We start from the raw sequence: 16676 nt of genomic DNA on the forward strand, positions 1-16676 counted from the left end.
CACCTTCGGCACCGGTCGAGCCGGTGCCGTCCGGGCCGGCTCCGGGCACCGGTACCCGACGTCCACAGTCATCGCAGTATCCGTCGGGGAGGTAGGAGCCTGGGCAACCGGGCCGCAGGCAGCGGGTGCTCATGGAACGGCTCCCTTCGCACCGGGCGTCGGGCGCTCGGCGAGGTCGTTGAGTTGACGCTGGTACGCGACCACGGCCCGGGTCGCCGCCGCCAGATCACACGGGCTGGTGTAGAGCAGATCGCGAGCCAGACGGTACCGGGCGGAGAGGTCGACGTGTTCGATGAGGCCGAGCCGGCCCGCCTTGGCGCGGTAGGCGTCGAGTCGGCCCCGCAACTCGGCGCGTCGCCGCAACAGCCCGTCGGCCGCTTCGTGCAGCTCGGCCATCCGACACCGGGCGGTCGCGACGGCCTGCTCGACCGCGACCAGTTCCGTGCCGAGCCGAGGCCATCGACGTTCCCGGTGCAGTTGGTCGAGCTGGTGCAGGTGGGTCCGCAGCGCCGGGTTCGGATCGGGCAGGTCGGGCAGGCCCGGATCCGCGATCTTCGTCAGCGCGGCCGCGTAGGTCCGGTTGGTCTCCGTCGTGGCGGCGGCCAGTTCGTCCAGTTCGGCGCCCAGCCGGGCGACCCGGCCGGAATAGCCGTCCCGCAGGTCGGTCAGCGCGGCGAGTCGATCGGCGAGGCCGGTGACCTGCACGGTCAGCTCCCGGAGCCGGGCCGCGACCGGCCCGTTCCTGGTCGCGGCGAGCGGGTCACCGAGCGCACTTCCGTACGCCTCCTCGATCTGCCGGCCGAGCCGGGTCAGGTCACCCTCGATCGTCGGGTCGTCGCCGGGGGCCCCGACCTCTCTCCGAAGCCCCGCGACCGTGGCGATGAGCTGCCCGAACTCCTCGGCGAGCCGGGTCCGCGCCGCTGCCACCTCGGACAACGAACCGGCCAGCCCGGTCGACTCGGTCTCGATCCGCCGGGCCAGTTCGACCAGCCCCGACGAGCGGGCCGACGGGTCGGCGACGGAATCGTCCAGCACCATCCCGTCGCCGCCGAGCCGGACCGCCGGCCCCCGGAGCAGCGCGGTGAGTTCCCGTAGCTCGCCGTCGCCCGGTCGGGAACGCCGGGCGCGGACCTCCCGGACCCGGTGCAGCAGCTCGGAGAACGCGGTGAACTGCGACCAGAGCACGGCGAGGCGGGCCAGCAGCCCGGCGGCGACCCGCGCGGTGTCGCCGTTGTGCGCCGTACCACGCAGGACAGCCAGGTCAGGATGGGTGTCCAGGGCGTACATCGCGGCCGAGATCCGGTCGTAGGCCGCACCGAGGTCGGCGATCAACCGGTCGGCCTCGGTGCGGCTCATCCGTGAGGGCGACACGTTCATCGGCATACCTATCCGGTGTCCCGGTGATCGCCACCGGTACGTCGCCACTTCGCACCGAGTTCCACGAGTCACGCTAGTCCCGATAACGGGCGACCGGTGGGGAAGGCGCGGGGCCCAACGACGTCAACCAGCGGTTGTAGAGCCGACCCCAGGTCCCGTCGGAACGGATCTTGGCCAGTACGCCGTTGACGAACCGAACCAGTTCCGGCGACTCCTTCGAGATGGCCACCCCGTACGGCTCGTCACTGAACCGGGGCCCGACCACCTCCGTGTTCGGGTCCTGCGCGGCGAGTCCGGCCAGGATGCTGTCGTCGGTGGACACCGCGACCACCTGGTTCTGCTGCAACAGCACCAGGCAGTCGGTCCAGTTGACCACCGAGACCGGTGCGGTGCCCTCCTCGGCGATCTTCCGGATCGAGGTGCTGCCCGCCGCCGCGCACACCTTCTTACCGCGCAGGTCCCCGATCGTCTTCGCCGCCGAGCCCCGGGTGACCAGGATCCGCTGGCCGGCGGTGAAGTACTCGGTGGAGAAGGAGACCTGCTCCCACCGCTCGCAGTTCATCGTCATGGTCCGGACCACCATGTCGACGGTGCCGTCCTGGACCACCTTGATCCGGTCGGCGGAGCTGATCGCTCGGAACTGGATCCGGCCGGGGTCGCCGAAGATACCCCGGGCGACTTCCCGGGCGATGTCGATGTCGAAGCCGGTGAGCTGCCCCGTCAACGGGTCACGGAAGCCGAAGTTGTAGCTGTTCTGGTCGACACCGACCACCAGCCGTCCGCGCTGGGCGATCCGGGACATCGCCGTACCGGACGGCATCTGCCGGGGTGGCGGCAGCGCGCCAGACGGTCGCAGACTGGCCCGTGGATTGCAGGAACCGGACGCCGCCGCCGGCCCGGTCGGAACGACCGCCGGGTCCTGCATGCCGACCGGGCGAGGCGGTTCGGCGTGGGTGGCGTTGTCGGGCAGCGCCGGATCGGTGCCACATCCGGCGAGGCTCACCGCGAACACCATCGCTATGGTGCCGGCGAGCAACCGGCCGGCACGGTGCCGGTTTCTCATCGATACTCCACTATCCGCCGCTGCATGCCGACCGCGGCTCCGATCACCAGCAGGAGGGTCAGTCCGACGATACCGACATCGGTCCCGGTCAGCGCCCGGCCGGCGCTCTCGGCTTCGCGCTCGAACCGGCCCCCGTTGTGGGTGATCGCCTTGGCGAGTGCCTCGTCGAGTTGGTTGAAGATCGACGCCGTGGTCTGGTCGCCGGTGCCCACGGTCGCGGCCACCGCCTTCGCGTACTCGCCGCTGTCGTCGAGGATCCGCACGTTGCGATGCGCGGCGGCCCACTCCTTGCTGCGTGCGATCGCGGTGTCCATCGCCTGCCGGGTGGTCTCGTCCGACGCCGCCGCCCGCGCCTGCGCCAGCAGCCCGCCGGAGCCGTCCGTCCCGGCGAGCCGTTCCATGACGACGCCGTAGTTCTCCTCGAACGCCGCACCGTTGCCCCGGGCGACCAGGGTCAGGGCCTCGTCGGCCCGGGCCTGCAGTCCGGCGATCCGCGCCTCGGCCAGGAGGTTCACCTGGGCGGAACCGTCGTCGCGACTCGCCGCCAGGGATCCGGCCGCCACCAGCGCCGACACGGTGAGCCAGCCCACCAGCAGTACCGTTGCTCCGGTCGCGACGAGCAGCCCCACGTTGAGCAGCCGATTGGTGCGCCGGGTGAGGTGGACCTGCACCAGTACCAGGCCGGCCAGGGTGAGCACGCCCAGCAGCACCGCGACCCACGGGAAGCCCGCCGCGCGGTCCCGGGCGTCGTCGAGTTCGCCGGAGGCCGCCGCGTAGAGCTCCTGGGCCGCCGGCAGCAGTTCGGTCCGCATCAGCCCCGAGGCTTCCTGCAGATAGGCCACGCCCAGAGGCAGGCCCTGCCGGTTGTACGTCCGAGCGGTCTCCACCAGGCCGGCGTACACCGGCAACCGGGCGGTGATCCGGGCGATCGCCGTGGCGCCCCGACCCTCGTCGGCGGCGGCCGCCGAAACGATGGTCAGCGCCGCGGCGGCGTCGGCGAGGTCCCGCTGGTAGCGGTCCCGCAGGGCCGGCGGTTCCAGACCGTTGGACAGGAACGCGCTCGCGGCGGTCGCGTCGGCGTCGGACAGCGCCCGGTACAGGCTCTGCGCCGCGACCGCCAGTTCGCCGCTGCGGGCGGTGACTCCCCGGACCAGGTCCGCGCGCTGCCGGACACCGACCAGCGCGACCACACCGGCGATCAGGCCCAGCACGACCACGGCGGCCAGGATGGCGGTGAGCCGGCCGGGGGTCTGCCGCAGCGGCGCGGTGACCCGGCGCAGCGTGGCCGGTGGGCGGGGTTGCGGCGCGACGGCCAACTGGCCTCGCGGGACAGCGACCGCCGACCCGTGCGAACCCACCCGTAACCTCCCCATTCGAGCAACCGGAACGGCGCGCCGCAGGCAGACGCCGGCGGTCAGATCTTGACGACCGGCTTCAAGGTAACCAATCGGCTCAACCGGCGGGGGGCGGCCCCGACGATCCCGGGAAGCCTACGGCCGCCCACCGACGCTCGTAACCCGGCACCGTCCACTATCGGCAGGGCGGCCCGGAACGGCCGTCGGTCCGGTGTCGGCTCTCGATCTCCCGGCCCAGTTCCCGGAGGGCGGCCGGGAGGCGGACTCGTGATCGGGTGGAGGCCACGCGACGCGGCGAGCAGCGTACCCGCGTCGGGCGGCGACCGCCCCGTCACCCCCGGCGGCGGCTGATCCCCACCTGCGTCGCGAAAGGTCGTGGCGACCACCGGCTCACCGGCGGTCGCCACGACCGGTCGTCGGGCGGGTCGGGGTCAGCCGTTGGTCCAGACGTACGTGCCGGCGACGGTCCGCGCCGAACCGCGGGCGTACGCGGGTACGAGGGCACCGGCGAACAACGAGTCCACCCGGGCCGCCTCCGCCGCGCTCGGGTACGCGTTCCGGCAGGAGACCGGGGCGCTGCTGCCGGACATCAGATCGGAGCAGAGTCCGGTCCTGCGGTCCGGCAGCCCGAGAATGTGCCCGAGTTCGTGGGTCGCGATCCGGGTCCGGTCGTACCCCTGGTCCACCGCCTGCCAGCCCATGTAGATCCGGCCGGAGCCGAGCCCGGTGACGTACGCGCGGGGCCAGCCGTTGTCCACCTGGATGGTGACCGTCGCCGGGGTGCCGGCCACCAGCCTGACGTTGCTCACCCTGCTGTTCCAGATCTGGGCGGCCTGGGTGAAGTTGGTGGTGAACTCCCCTGCCCGGCTGGCGTCGTAGTAGACCGTCCGCGCGGCGGGGGCGGCGACCGCCGGCGCGGCGACGACCTGGGTGCCGGTCAGGGACGCGGCCAGGGCGAGGAGGCCGAGCGCGGCCCGGAGGGCGTGGCGTCTGAGCATGACGACTCCTTATGGGAGCAGGGGCGAGGACGGACCGCCCTCAATCGATGCTGATTAATGTAGGTGGCGGATCCGACGACCGGCGCATAGCAGTTGCCTCATATCGGAGGGTCCGGCGGGCCGGCGGTCATCTGAATCGGCCCGGGGCCTCGGGGCCGGACCGGCGCCGGAACGCCGAACGCAACCTGTTCGGAACACGGACCGTCGCGATCGCGGATCAGCATGGTGGGGCTAACCTGGAGCGGGTGTCCGGCGTCGCCGGCGGGGGGCGGAAGGCGGTAGGCGTTTGTGCTGGCGGAGGATGACCCGATGACCACGCCGTCGCGGGCGGGACGCCCGGCGGTGATGACCGACGTGGCCCGGCTCGCCGGGGTGTCGCACCAGACGGTCTCACGGGTGATCAACGGCCATCCACGGGTACGCCCCGAGACCCGGGACCGGGTGGTGCGGGCGATGGCGGAACTGAGCTACCGACCGAACGCGATGGCCCGGGGGCTGGCCAGCCGCCGGTCCCGGGTGCTCGGTGTGGTCAGCTTCGACACCATCCTGTTCGGTCCGGCGTCCACCCTGCTCGGCATCGAGCGCGCCGCCCGGGCCGCCGGCTACGGCGTCAGCATCGTCACCCTGGAGATGGTCGACCGCCGGGGTGTGCTCAGCGCCGTGGAGGCGCTCGACGGTCAGGGTGTCGACGGGGTCATCATCATCGCACCGCAGATGGCGGCCGCCGCCGCGCTGCACAGCCTGCCCCGGGGAATGGTGGCGGTGGCGGTGGAGGCGGGCCAGGACAGCGGCCTGCCCTCCGTCTCGGTCGACCAGATCACCGGCGCGCGACTGGCCGTCCGACACCTGCTCGAACTCGGTCACCGCACCGTCTGGCACGTCTCCGGCCCCAGCGACTGGTTGGAGGCGCGGGATCGGATCACCGGCTGGCGGCAGAGCCTGGAGGAGGTCGGTGCCGCGGTGCCGCCGATCATCGCCGGGGACTGGAGCGCCCGCTCCGGGTACGCCGCCGGAACGGCACTGGCCGGAAACCCGGACGTGACCGCTGTCTTCGTCGCCAACGACCAGATGGCGCTGGGCCTGCTGCGCGCCCTGCACGAGCGGGGCGTACGGGTGCCGGCGGACATCAGCGTGGTGGCGTTCGACGACATCCCGGAGGCGGAGTTCATGCTGCCGCCGCTGACCACGGTGCGTCAGGACTTCGACGAGGTGGGTCGGCGCGGGATGGCCACTCTGCTGCGACTGCTCGGCTCGACCGCGAACGGAGCTCGGCCGAGCGCCGTACTGCCGACCGCCGTCATGGCGACGACCACGCCGATCGAGCCGACCCTGGTGATCCGGCAGAGCACCGCCGCACCCGCCGCGGGCTGAACCGGACGGCCGGATTCAGGCTCATGGCGTGGGTCGGAACGAGCTGTCCCCCCGGAAGGGTGGCGTTGTCGGCGTAGTTGTCGAACGGCACCAGCGCCTGTCGATCCCGGGGCCCGCCCGACGGGTCAGCGGTCCGGGGCAGCCACCTGGGAGACTCTGAGCCGGACCGGCTCCGTGGGGCGAGGCCGCACGACGGACGCCGGAGCCACCAACGGAGCTGGAACGGGAGCGGAACGTGGAACTGGTCGGAACCCTGTCGCTGATCGCCGCCACACTGGGCACGGGTCTGATGGCCGGACTCTTCACCAGCTTCGCGTACGCCGTGATGCCGGCCCTGCGGCGGGCCGACGACCGGACGTTGGTCATCACGATGCAGCAGATCAACAGGGTGATCATCAATGGCTGGTTCCTGAGCAGCTTCCTCGGCGCCCCGGCGCTCGCGATCGTGGCCGTGGCCACCCACTGGAACGGTGACCTGCGCCGGGCCCTGCCGTGGATCGTCGCCGGGTTCCTGCTCTACCTGGTGATGTTCGGCATCACCATGGGGCTCAACGTCCCCCTCAACAACCAGCTCGAGGCCGCCGGTGATCCCGATCGGCACACCGACCTCGCGACCGTCCGTGAGCGCTTCGAGTCGCGGTGGATCACGTACAACCTCGCTCGGGCGGTGGCCTCCACCGCCGCCTTCGGCTGCCTTCTCTGGGCCCTGGTGCTGCACGGCACCGCCACCGGTTGACCGGTGGCCGCGAGTCCATCGCGGGTGCGACCCATCCCCCGAGCGTCAGGCAAGGTCGGCCGGCGGCCGGCCGGGCCGCGCGGGAGCCGGCAGCGGGTCGGACGTCGCCGGATCGGAGGCCCACGGACCCGACCCCGGCGGCTCCGACGGCGGCGGATCAGCGACCTGCGGACCGGGCTGCGGCGGGTCAGCCGCCTGCGGTGGGTCGGACGGCGGGCCGGGCAGCGGCGGTAGGGACTGCGCCAGGTCGGGCAGGGGCCGGCCGGCCAGCGCGGGATCGGGCGTCGGCCGGTCGCCGCCAGGCAGTAGAACAGGCCGATCAGTGGAACGAGCAGCAGGCAGCACTGGAGATTGGGAACCTGGAGCCGTTCCAGCATCGCCGCGTTGTCGAAGCCGACGCCCGGGTCACGGGACGTCGGAGTGAGTACACCCGCCCAGAGGATGCCGACCGTCAGGATTCCGGCCAGCACGAGTAGTGCTCTGACCCGTCCGGCGGCCCGCCGGAACGGACCGACGGGTGGCCCGAGCACCGGTCCCGGCCGGACCTCCCGAACCGGCGGCAGGTTCCGGATACCCACCGGGGCGTACCGGCCGGTGTGGCTGACCAGCACCGCCGCGTGCAGCCGGCGCCACCGCGCCCGCGTCACCCCGGGCAACCAGCACAGCGTCACCGCGCCGGGAAACTCCTCGTGCAGCCGGGCGAGGTCGAATGATCGATCGAAATGGATGGTGCCTCTCGCCTCCGGCCCGTTGAACTCGGCCGGCAGGGTGCCGGGCTCGTCGGTCCGGACCGATGCCGCTTCGAGCCGGCCGGTGAGCACGATCGCCGGCTCGCTCCGGTGGAGAAGTGCGCGGCGTAGCCTCGCCTGGGCCCGCCAACCTCCTGGCGGCCCCGACCGGTAGGCGAGGACCACGATCATCGCGACCCCGCCCGACAGGAGGCCGAGGAACCAGCCGGGGAGGCCTCCGGCCAACAACTCGAACAACTCGTCCGGATCCTCGGCGATCACGGCACCGGCGGTCGGGTCGGTCGGGGCGTACAGCACGTGGACGAGCTGCCCATCCTGCGGATAGCGGTCGAAGGCCACCCGTTCCGTCACCGAGCGGAGTGGCCCGGTCGAGTCGGTGAGCCGTACCGTCACCCGGGCCTCGTACCAGTCCGGACCTCTGACGTGGTGCGAGGCGACCGGACCCAGCGCGGCGATCTCCACCTCGTACACGTCCGGATCGGCCTGTCGGAGCGTGACCAGTTCCGGAGGTGTGGCGCCGGCCGCCGAGGGCAGCGCCAGCGCGCAGATCCCACCGAGGATCAGCACGGTGTCGGCGACGATCCGCCGTCGCGCGGGCCACCAGCCGGCCCGCGACGGTGGGCCGTCGGCGGGTCCGGCCCGGACCGCCAGCAGCCACCACCCGACGCTCGCCACGATCGTCAGGCCGAACGGTCCGAGGACCTCCGGGCGCGGCCAGGTGCGGTCCCAGGTGACCAGCAGTCCCGCCACGGTGCCCAGGACGCCGGCCAGGGCCAACCCGGCGAGACAGACCCGGAGGAGAACGGAGGCGCGCACGAAGATCATTATGTGGTCGGCACGCAACCGGAGGACCGGACTGTCCGGGCCGGGCCACCTGGGGGTGCAGACCGGCGATAGCCGTACCCGGCACGGTCACCGGCCCAGCTCCCACCAGTCCTCCTCGGCCATGACCTTGTCCTCGTACGTCACCCGGGGCAGCGAGTTGACGTCGTAGCCGCGCGACTCGAGTACGGCGATCCGGGTGTTGCCGTCCATCACGGTGCCGTCCGGCTTGGCGGTCAGCGGCTCCTGCGCCCCGGGACGCAGGGAGGCGACGATGTCGTTCGTGCTCTGGTCGTTCCAGTAGTCGACGGAACTCTTGTCGAGGGTGCCGTACGGGTGCAGCATCGTCAGCGGCGCGTCATCGTCCTGCACACCGCCCTCGCCGCCGGACTGGGCGGTGTCGTCACCGGCCTGTCCGGTCCCGTCCGGGGTTCGCTCCTCGCCGTCCTCCCGGTCCTGCTCCGCGACGGCCTGTCGAGCCTCCGCCCGCGAGGTGCCCACGCCGAACTGCTCGTCGCCCTGCGCCGTCGGCTCGTCGGGCCGCTTCGTGGACTCGTCGCTCTCGTTCGGTGGGTCGGTACCGGGGATGGTGTCGGTGGCCATCGTTCCGCCTTCGGGTGCTCAGGTCTAGGTACCGGGCGGCCCGCGCCGCTGTGCCGGGCGCTGTGCGGGCTCGGCGGGTGGTCGCACTAATCCGCCGAGATGGTGAACTCGACGTAGAGCGTGGGGTCGTCCTGCCAGGCGTCCACGACGCGTCCGGCCGACTCGGTGCCGTGGGTCGCCTCGCTGAGGTCGGCGATCCGGTCGAGATCCGGTCGGAAGCCCGAACCGTCGGTGTGGAATCCATCGACGCCGAGCACGCGCCAGTTCCGGGAGCGCAGAAAATCAATGACCCGGGCCGCGTCGGGTACGCCGAACAATACGGACTGGCCGCGTACGACTGCCTCGGCCGGAAATGCGGTGAGCAGGGCGGCGGTCACATCGGTCATGTGAACGGAGACCTCCAGTCGGGATCGGTTCGGTCACTGACCTGAACGATATCGCCGGTCCGGTCGTTACGAACCACGTAACTCTCGTCCTCGTTGATATATGCCGTCGCCGGATCGTCGTTGCGGGTACCGTCCGGATTCCAGCGGGTGTCGGCCGTCTCCTGGGTCCGATGCGGTGAATTGATCGTGTCCTCGACGGAATCGTGCGTCCAGCCCCGCTTCTCCAGCTGTCCTTCGATCTTCTCGCCGAAGCTCGTCTCCACTCCGGCATCGCTCTCCTGCCCCTTCTCGTCGTGCTGCCCGGCCTCATTCGACGCCTGCCCGTCCGGCTCCTGCTGTGCCGTCTCCTGCCCGCCCGGCTCCTGCTGTGCCGTCTCCTGCCCGCCCGGCTCCTGCTGTGCCGTCTCCTGCTGTGCCGTCTCCTGCGGTGACGACTCCTGGCCCGCCGACTCCTGCCCGGACGCCTCCTGGTCCGATTCGGCGATTTCCTTTCTGGTCCGACCACGGGACTCGTCGTCGTCGCCCAGCGTCTCCGCCCGGGCCGTCTCGGGCGTACCGCCGGACGACTCCCGATCGTGCTCGACCGGGGGCGTCCCGTCGATGGCCGTCGGGTTCTCCGTCATCGGCCGGCCATGAGGTACCTGGCCGGCCAGGTGCACTTGACGAACCGCCCGAGTACGTCGTCGACGCGCTCGTTCCAGCCCGGCTCGCCCGGTCCGACGCCGATGGCCGTTTCGAGGGCGGGACGGTGCTCGGCACCGAAGACGACCGTACGGCGAACCGTCCGGTTCCGTTGGTCGGCGTCGAACCAGCCGTGTACCAGCGCGAACTGCCGGCCGCAGGGGGTGTGCGGGATGTTGACGCCGTACGCCGCGTTCCACTCCTGCGTGCGTGGATGGGCGGGATGGTCGGGGTCGGCCTGCCGGGTCTGGTTGAGCTCGTCGAGGATCAGCACCCACCGGTACGGCGTGGCGAGCCACTGTGGTTCCTCGTGGGCGCAGCGGACGGTCCGGCCGGGCAGTCCGGGCAGGGTGCCGAGGACGTGCGCGGCGAGTTCGTCCGGGCTGGCGATCCGGCCCAGCGCGCAGGCGCGGGCGGCGACGGCGGCGTCGACGGCGTGCGACAGCGCGCAGTGGCGTAGCCGGCGCGGCAGGGCGGCGACCTCGGCGCGCAGGTCGTCGTCCGGTAGCGGGCTGCCCCACCCGGTGAGGTGTCCGAGTACGGCGAGTTCGGCCCAGACGACGAGCAGTGGCCGGTCGTGCAGCAGGTGTTGGGCGTACCGGAGCTGCCGCAGGTCACACGGGACGCTCCGGCAGTCGATGCCGCAGGTGGCGCTGCGTCGGCCGATCAGGACGTCGACCGGGGCCGTACCGGCCGGGGTGTCGGACCGCTCCCGGTCGGTGCCGTCGGGTACGACGACGAGAAGTGGATGGTCCATTCCGTCGGTGAAGACCGCTCCGGTGCCGGGTCGGAGGGTGACCAGGTACTCCGACTGCGCCTCGGTGAGGTTGACCGTGGCGCCCACCGCCTCGCGGTCGTCCTGGGCCGGCAACCGGTGCATCACCTTCACCGCCGTGTTCTTGATGACGTCCGGGGCGAGTTTGCTGGGAATCTGTTCGGCGATGACCAGACCCTCGCCGTAGGCGCGGATCTCGGCGAGCAGCGCGGCGAAGAGTTCTACGGCGTGCGCGACCGGTCCGGGATGCTCGGTACGACGCAGCAGCCGGTGGGCCTCCTCGAAGACGCTCAGGTGGCGCAGGCCGGACCGGAACGACGCCGGATCGGTCCGCTGTGCCACCCGCAGGTGCTCGACGAGCCGGATCAGCAGGGTGCCCATCAGGAACGCCTTGTCGCGGTCGTCGCCGACATCCTCGATCTCGACCACGACGTTGCGGTGCAGCAGCCGGGGGAAGTCGAGCGGGTGGCCGCCCTCGAAGAACCGTCCGGTGGTGCCGAGCCGGAGGCTGGAGAGCCGGACCCGGACGAAGCCCCGCACGTTGTCGGTGATCTCCTGGCCGTAGCCGATGTCGGCGACCACGTGTTCGGCGGTGCGTTGCAGGTCGCCGAGGGTCGGATAGCGGGGCCGGTGCCCCGGGGTCCGGGCCGCGCTCAGCGGCAGGTCCCAGCCCTGCTCCTCGTAGCAGCGGGTCAGCGCGGCGGCGAGAACCTGTGGAAACGGCTCTTCGGCCTCGAAGGCGGCCAGGAACAGCGCCCGGACGAGGTCGAGGTGGGTCTGCAACGGGAAGCCGGCGGCGGGTTCGAGCGGATTGAGCCCGACCGGCGGTACGTCGGGATCGCCCGGCCGGATCGCGATCACCCGATCCGCACCGAGCCGGGTGGCCAACTGGCGGTACTCGGCCTTGGCCGGCTCCACCACCAGCCAGGGCAGGCCGGCGGCGTCGGCGCCCTCGAGCAGGTGCCGAATGGTCTGGGACTTGCCGCCGCCGGTCGCGCCGCAGACGAAGGTGTGCCGGTTCAGGCTCGCCAGCGGCAGCCGCAGCCGCCCGGCGGGTACGCCGTCGCGGTCGAGGACCTGGCCGAGGTCGATCCCACTGTCCCGACCGGCCCGGGCGAAGGCGCCGGTGTCGTCGCCGCCGTTGTCGGTCTCCGGGGTCACGTCGAAGCTGGACCGGGGCACCACCCGCACCCCGGGGACCTCCACACTGGGCGGGCGCGCGACCGAGGCGACCAGGAGCGAACTGGCCAGGAACGACACGGTGGCCGCGGTCCCGGTGGCGTCAGTTCCGGTGACGTCGGCGTGCAGCGCGGTCGGCAGGTCGGTCACGACAGGATCGGGGACGAGCGCGTACGGCAGGCCGGTCAGGTCGGTGGCCGCGCCCAGCAGCCCGGCGACCGCCATCGCCTCGGCAGGGCTCGTTCCACCGGCGAGCAGGCGTACCCGCCACAGACCGGTGGCCTCGGCGGCCCGCAGTTCGTGGTGCCGGTGTTCGAGCCGGATGGCCCGGACGGCGTGTTCGGGCGATGACGTACGGCTGCGGGAGTCCCGTTCCGCCGACGCGACCCGCTCGGCCTCGCGGCGCAGTTCGGCCGGCGGTACCGGCTGGGCGACCAGCAGCCAGCCGAACGGCGCGTGCCAGGCGCTGAGCAGGGTGTCGGCGAGATTGGGACGGGCACCGGGTTCGGGTACCTCGGCACGCTGCCCGACCAGCAGCCCGTCGACGATACCGGCGAGCCGGGTCCAGGCCGGCAGCGTGCCGAGCAGGGCCGACGGGTCGTCGGCCGGCTGCCGGTACCCCCGGGTGCCGGGTGGAAAGCTCAACGCCACAGGCCCCGCCCCGATGGTGGTGGCGGGGCGGGCGGTGGTCAGCACGGTGACCGGCCCACCGGCGACCGGGCGGTACCAGCCGAACAGCAGCGGCGCCGGCGGCTGGCTCAGGTGGGCCCCGGCGTGGTACTCGGCCACGACCGCGGCGTGCCGACGGGGCCGGTCCGGGTCGTGGCCGGCGCCGGCAGGCTGCGGTGCGCCGGGCTGCGGAGGTTCCGCGTAGACCTCGACGACCCGGCACAGCCTCGCCAGCACCGCCTCGCCGGTCGCGCTCACGGACGTCCGGGCCGGTAGCCGCCACCCGGCTGCCCGCCCGGTGCGGGCGGCTGCTGTGGGTACGGGTGCTGGACCGGTGGCCCGTACGGTGCCGGCATTGCGGAATGCGCGGTCGGGGGTACGAGCACCGCCTGCGGCGCGGGTCCGGGCAGGGCCGGCTGCGCCGGGCGGGGCTGCGGCACCTGCGGCAGCGGCGCCATGCTCAGCCGGGGCATCGTGACGATGTCCGGGTTGCACTCGACCGGGATGACGGCGGCGCCGTCGTCGTCACGCCGGACCACCACCATGGCGTAGTCGGGCAGGTCCTGCAACGCCCTCGGCTCGACCGTGTACTCGTAGACCCGCTGGGCCGCGGCGGCGTTGTTCCAGTTCGTACCCTCGGCGACGCTGCGGGTCTGGCTCCAGTTCCGGCTGACGCTCCAGCTCTTGGTCTCGCTGCGGCTCCAGCTCTTGCTCCGCCCCCAGTTGCTGCTGGTCCCGCCACCACCTCCGAACGAGCTGGACGATCCGCCCCCGCTGCTGGTGCCGGTCGTGGTGGTGTTGGTCGTGCTGTGCCCCTCGGTCTCGCTGCCACCCTCGGTGTCGCCGACCGTGTGCGTCTCGTTGCCGCCGAGGCTGCGGGTCACCTGGGACAGCACGAACTTGTGGTTGTGCCCGATGAACTCGGCCGCCTGCCGGGCCTCCTCGTGGTTGCCCAGCCGCATGAACCCGACCGTGCCACCGCCGATCGCCTGCACCGCGTGCCCGCGCAGGTGCCGGTAGAGCAGGACCAGCCGTACGCCGCGCCGCTCGCACAGGTCGCTGAGCCGCTCGATGTGCCGGGCCGGGATGTCGTCCGCCCCGGCGATGACCAGGCTGCCCAGTTCCGTCGCCTGTTGGGCGATCCGGCGGATCAGCCACTGCACGATCAGGTCGTTCAGCAGCTCGTTACGCACGTTGCGTCCGTCGGTGGCCAGTGCGAGGCAGGTCAGTGCCGCCTCCGGCCGGGGCTGCCGTCGGGTGCCGAGGCCGGCCAGCGGATGGACGAACGACTCCAGCCGGCTGAGATGCTGGTGCGCCTGGCGGCGGTACTCGTCGCCGAACAGGTCGTCGGCGATCGTCCGGCGTTCCTCGGGGGTCAGCGCCGACGTGTCCCCCGGCTCGTTCATCAGGACCCGTAGCGCCGCGCCGACCCGGGCCATCGACACGTCTTCGCCCAGGATGGAGCAGACGCCGGTGAGGATCCGGTCGTCCATCGACCGCCCGGCCCGGTTCGGGGAGTCCTCTCCCGAATAGATCGACTCCACCAGCGTGTCGACGAGTTCCCGCGACGAGAGCCCGACGAGAAGGTCACTGTCGTGCAGTTCGTCGGGCATCAGCAGCAGGTCGATGCTGACGTTGTTCGCGTCGGCGAGCCGCAGCAGTTCCCGGCTGACCGCCTCGCCGGAGAGGTCGACCAGCACCATCCCGCCCCTGGTCGACAGCAACGAGGTGCCGAAGACCGTCAGCAGCGCCTCCCAGCCCCACAGGTTGCCGCCCACGATGTCGACCCGCCGGCTGCCGGGGCCGGGCGGCACGGCACCCCACTCGAGCATCTGGTCGATCCGTTCCCAGTCCGCCCGCTCGAACGCCACCTTCCGGGCCGCCCAGTCGGCCTGCGCCTGGTCGTACCAGCGCCGCCGTTCCTCGTGCGCCGCAGCGACCCGGCTCTTCATCCCGACGTACTGGGCCACGACCACGGCCGCGGCGCCACCTCCGCCCAGGAAGGAGAGCAGGGCGAGGAAGCCGAAGAACGCGCCCGCGTCGCCGCCGGCCGCCGCACAGCAGCCCAGCACCATGGCCACCCCGAGCCCGATGCCACCGCTGGTGAGCAGCCGTTTCGGCAGCCGCGCCTTGAGCGCCTCCAGCTTCTGCATCAACTCGTACGGCGGCTCCGGTACGCCCGGCGCCGCCTCGCCGAACTGCTGGCGGAACAGATTCCGATCACGGAAAACCCAACCCAACCGCTCGCCAACCGTAAGAAGAATAGACAGTTCTTGTCCTGCCGGCGTTGTAGACATTGGAGTCGGCTACCTCACGATCACATCAGGGGGAGGTAATGACGCAGGAAAAGTCACTAAACCAGAAGCGATGTGAAGGTGCCAGGGCCGAAAGGAGTAAAAGTCGCCGGACTGACGCCAAGTCGACGTTCCGGAATTGGAGCTTCCGAAAGAGAATGGCTCCGCCGCTCGACCGAATACCGGAGGAAGAACCTCCGCCGGTGCGTACGACAGGAGCCGACAGGCAATTTACTCCTGCCCATTGAGTCAAGCTACCGGGACCATTTGGCCAGCGCCATCGCCATGACGACCCGCAGGACGCCACCACTGCGGCCCCACCCCGGTGTGGACGGCCGCACGTTCATGACCGTGCACGGGGTCGAATCCGCTGACCGGTCGCCGATCAGTGGCTGTCCACGGGTCCCCACGCGTGGCGGTTCCTGACGGCGGCCTTCCGGCCGAGCCTTCCCTCCCGGACCAGGACCGCGAGGGAATCAAGGATCACCCGGGAACTCAGCAGTGCTGTCTGCTCCGCCCAGTCGTACGGCGGAGCGCACTCGACCACCTCAAGGCCGGCGAGCCCGGGGGCCGCGATCCGGCGTACGAGATTCAGCGCCTCGCGTGGCAGTAGCCCGCCCGGCTCCGGCCAGCCGGTGCCCGGGACGAATCCGGCATCGATCACGTCGATGTCGAACGACAGGTAGACGGCCTTGGCGTCCTTCCACGCCGTCTCCAGCGCCACTTCGGCAACCTTCTCGATACCAACCCGTTCGACGTCGCCGACGGTGATGACCGTCGTCCCCCGCTCACGGCCGACCCTGACCCCGGCTCGCGGCGACTGCCAGCCGCCGATGCCGATCTGGACCAGGTTCGTGGCCGGTGCGTTCCTGATGTTCGTCGCGTGGAACCACGGGGTGGTGTGCATGCGCTCGTCCAGGTCGGTCTCCTGGGTGTCGACATGCCGGTCGAAGTGGATGATGCCGATGTTTCCGTCGACGTACGGCGCCATGCCACGGATCGTCGGGTACCCGATGGAGTGGTCGCCGCCCAGGATGACGGGGAACACGCCGCGGGCGTACACATGAGCCATGGCCTGGCTGATCTGGTCGAACGACTTCTCCAGGTTGCCCGGGATGGTGAAGACGTCGCCGATGTCGACCATGTTCAACTGTTCGCGCAGGTCGACACCCAACTCGTAGCAGTAGGTGCCGAACAGGTTCGTCGAGCGGCGGATGCCCTGCGGGCCGAACCGCGCACCGGGCCGGTACGTGGCTCCCGAGTCGAGCGGCGCGCCGAAGACGGCGACCTCGGCGTCCTCGATGTCGTTGACGTCCTCCAGGTACGGGGAGTTGAGGAACGTGCCACGCTCGCCCGCGAAGTGCGGCAGTTCGCCGCGCGAGAACGTGGGGATGGTCCGGTCGACCAGGGTCGGTGAGCCCGGCAGGCCGAAGGCCAGGCCACGCTCGATCTCCTCGTCGTGGCGGTACAGCGACAGTCGCTCCTCGGCGAGCTGCGCCCACCTGCCCTCCCGGGTCGCGAACGCGTCGCTGTGCGAGTGGCCGTGGTCGCGCCCCGGGGAACCGGCGTGCGGACCGGCTGCGCCAGTCGGGGCATCGTGCGGATGCTGAGTCATCGT

At 71.7% G+C, this 16676-nt stretch carries 12 protein-coding genes; 2 read left to right on the plus strand and 10 right to left on the minus strand.

Going from position 1 to position 16676, the window contains the following annotated elements; genetic code table 11:
- Positions 1 to 129: 129 nt before the first annotated feature.
- From H4W31_RS31020 to H4W31_RS31035, 4 genes are all read right to left on the minus strand, one after another.
- Positions 130 to 1356, minus strand: coding sequence for a hypothetical protein (locus tag H4W31_RS31020; protein ID WP_192769862.1), 1227 nt, complete (start codon positions 1354 to 1356; stop codon positions 130 to 132).
- A 94-nt stretch (positions 1357 to 1450) separates the two neighbouring features.
- Positions 1451 to 2440: a glutamate ABC transporter substrate-binding protein gene (locus H4W31_RS31025; protein WP_192769863.1), complete on the minus strand. Its 990-nt coding sequence runs from the start codon at positions 2438 to 2440 to the stop codon at positions 1451 to 1453.
- Positions 2437 to 3798, minus strand: coding sequence for a hypothetical protein (locus H4W31_RS31030; RefSeq protein ID WP_192769864.1), 1362 nt, complete (start codon positions 3796 to 3798; stop codon positions 2437 to 2439). Before H4W31_RS31030 ends, H4W31_RS31025 begins: the two co-directional genes overlap by 4 nt.
- Positions 3799 to 4226: 428 nt before the next feature.
- Positions 4227 to 4793 carry a snapalysin family zinc-dependent metalloprotease gene (locus H4W31_RS31035; protein WP_192769865.1) on the minus strand — a complete coding sequence of 189 codons (567 nt, stop codon included), beginning with the start codon at positions 4791 to 4793 and terminating at the stop codon, positions 4227 to 4229.
- A gap of 309 nt (positions 4794 to 5102) precedes the next feature.
- Between H4W31_RS31035 and H4W31_RS31040 the strand changes: the two genes are divergently transcribed.
- A complete protein-coding gene (locus tag H4W31_RS31040; protein WP_192769866.1) occupies positions 5103 to 6164 on the plus strand; it encodes a LacI family DNA-binding transcriptional regulator in 1062 nt (353 codons plus the stop codon).
- Positions 6165 to 6399: 235 nt separating this feature from the next.
- Positions 6400 to 6900, plus strand: coding sequence for an anthrone oxygenase family protein (locus tag H4W31_RS31045; protein ID WP_192769867.1), 501 nt, complete (start codon positions 6400 to 6402; stop codon positions 6898 to 6900).
- A gap of 1661 nt (positions 6901 to 8561) precedes the next feature.
- On the opposite strand, the gene H4W31_RS31050 is transcribed toward H4W31_RS31045, so the two are convergent.
- The 6 genes from H4W31_RS31050 to H4W31_RS31075 all read right to left on the minus strand — a co-directional run bounded on the left by H4W31_RS31050 (position 8562) and on the right by H4W31_RS31075 (position 16673).
- Positions 8562 to 9074, minus strand: coding sequence for a hypothetical protein (locus H4W31_RS31050; RefSeq protein WP_192769868.1), 513 nt, complete (start codon positions 9072 to 9074; stop codon positions 8562 to 8564).
- Between the two features lie 86 nt (positions 9075 to 9160).
- Positions 9161 to 9460 carry a hypothetical protein gene (locus H4W31_RS31055; protein ID WP_192769869.1) on the minus strand — a complete coding sequence of 100 codons (300 nt, stop codon included), beginning with the start codon at positions 9458 to 9460 and terminating at the stop codon, positions 9161 to 9163.
- Complete coding sequence (locus H4W31_RS31060) at positions 9457 to 10083, minus strand: colicin E5-related ribonuclease (protein ID WP_192769870.1); 627 nt, start codon at positions 10081 to 10083, stop codon at positions 9457 to 9459. The genes H4W31_RS31055 and H4W31_RS31060 overlap by 4 nt, the downstream gene beginning before the upstream one ends.
- Positions 10080 to 13022 (minus strand): ATP-binding protein, encoded by a 2943-nt coding sequence (locus tag H4W31_RS31065; protein ID WP_318783506.1) that lies wholly within the window; start codon positions 13020 to 13022, stop codon positions 10080 to 10082. The genes H4W31_RS31060 and H4W31_RS31065 overlap by 4 nt, the downstream gene beginning before the upstream one ends.
- The gene (locus H4W31_RS31070; RefSeq protein WP_192769871.1) at positions 13019 to 15004 is read right to left on the minus strand and encodes a hypothetical protein; all 1986 of its coding nucleotides are present in this window, start codon (positions 15002 to 15004) and stop codon (positions 13019 to 13021) included. The genes H4W31_RS31065 and H4W31_RS31070 overlap by 4 nt, the downstream gene beginning before the upstream one ends.
- Before the next feature lie 439 nt (positions 15005 to 15443).
- Positions 15444 to 16673: an agmatinase family protein gene (locus H4W31_RS31075; protein WP_192769872.1), complete on the minus strand. Its 1230-nt coding sequence runs from the start codon at positions 16671 to 16673 to the stop codon at positions 15444 to 15446.
- Positions 16674 to 16676: the final 3 nt, after the last annotated feature.

Source organism: Plantactinospora soyae (assembly GCF_014874095.1).
GTDB classification, from domain to species: Bacteria; Actinomycetota; Actinomycetes; order Mycobacteriales; family Micromonosporaceae; genus Plantactinospora; species Plantactinospora soyae.

Bases quoted from the DNA above. Each gene is read 5' to 3' on its own strand.
- H4W31_RS31020 (WP_192769862.1), bottom strand. From the start codon at position 1,356: ATGAGCCGCACCGAGGCCGACCGGTTGATCGCCGACCTCGGTGCGGCC.
- H4W31_RS31025 (WP_192769863.1), bottom strand. From the start codon at position 2,440: ATGAGAAACCGGCACCGTGCCGGCCGGTTGCTCGCCGGCACCATAGCG.
- H4W31_RS31035 (WP_192769865.1), bottom strand. From the start codon at position 4,793: ATGCTCAGACGCCACGCCCTCCGGGCCGCGCTCGGCCTCCTCGCCCTG.
- H4W31_RS31040 (WP_192769866.1), top strand. From the start codon at position 5,103: ATGACCACGCCGTCGCGGGCGGGACGCCCGGCGGTGATGACCGACGTG.
- H4W31_RS31050 (WP_192769868.1), bottom strand. From the start codon at position 9,074: ATGGCCACCGACACCATCCCCGGTACCGACCCACCGAACGAGAGCGAC.
- H4W31_RS31055 (WP_192769869.1), bottom strand. From the start codon at position 9,460: ATGACCGATGTGACCGCCGCCCTGCTCACCGCATTTCCGGCCGAGGCA.
- H4W31_RS31060 (WP_192769870.1), bottom strand. From the start codon at position 10,083: ATGACGGAGAACCCGACGGCCATCGACGGGACGCCCCCGGTCGAGCAC.
- H4W31_RS31075 (WP_192769872.1), bottom strand. From the start codon at position 16,673: ATGACTCAGCATCCGCACGATGCCCCGACTGGCGCAGCCGGTCCGCAC.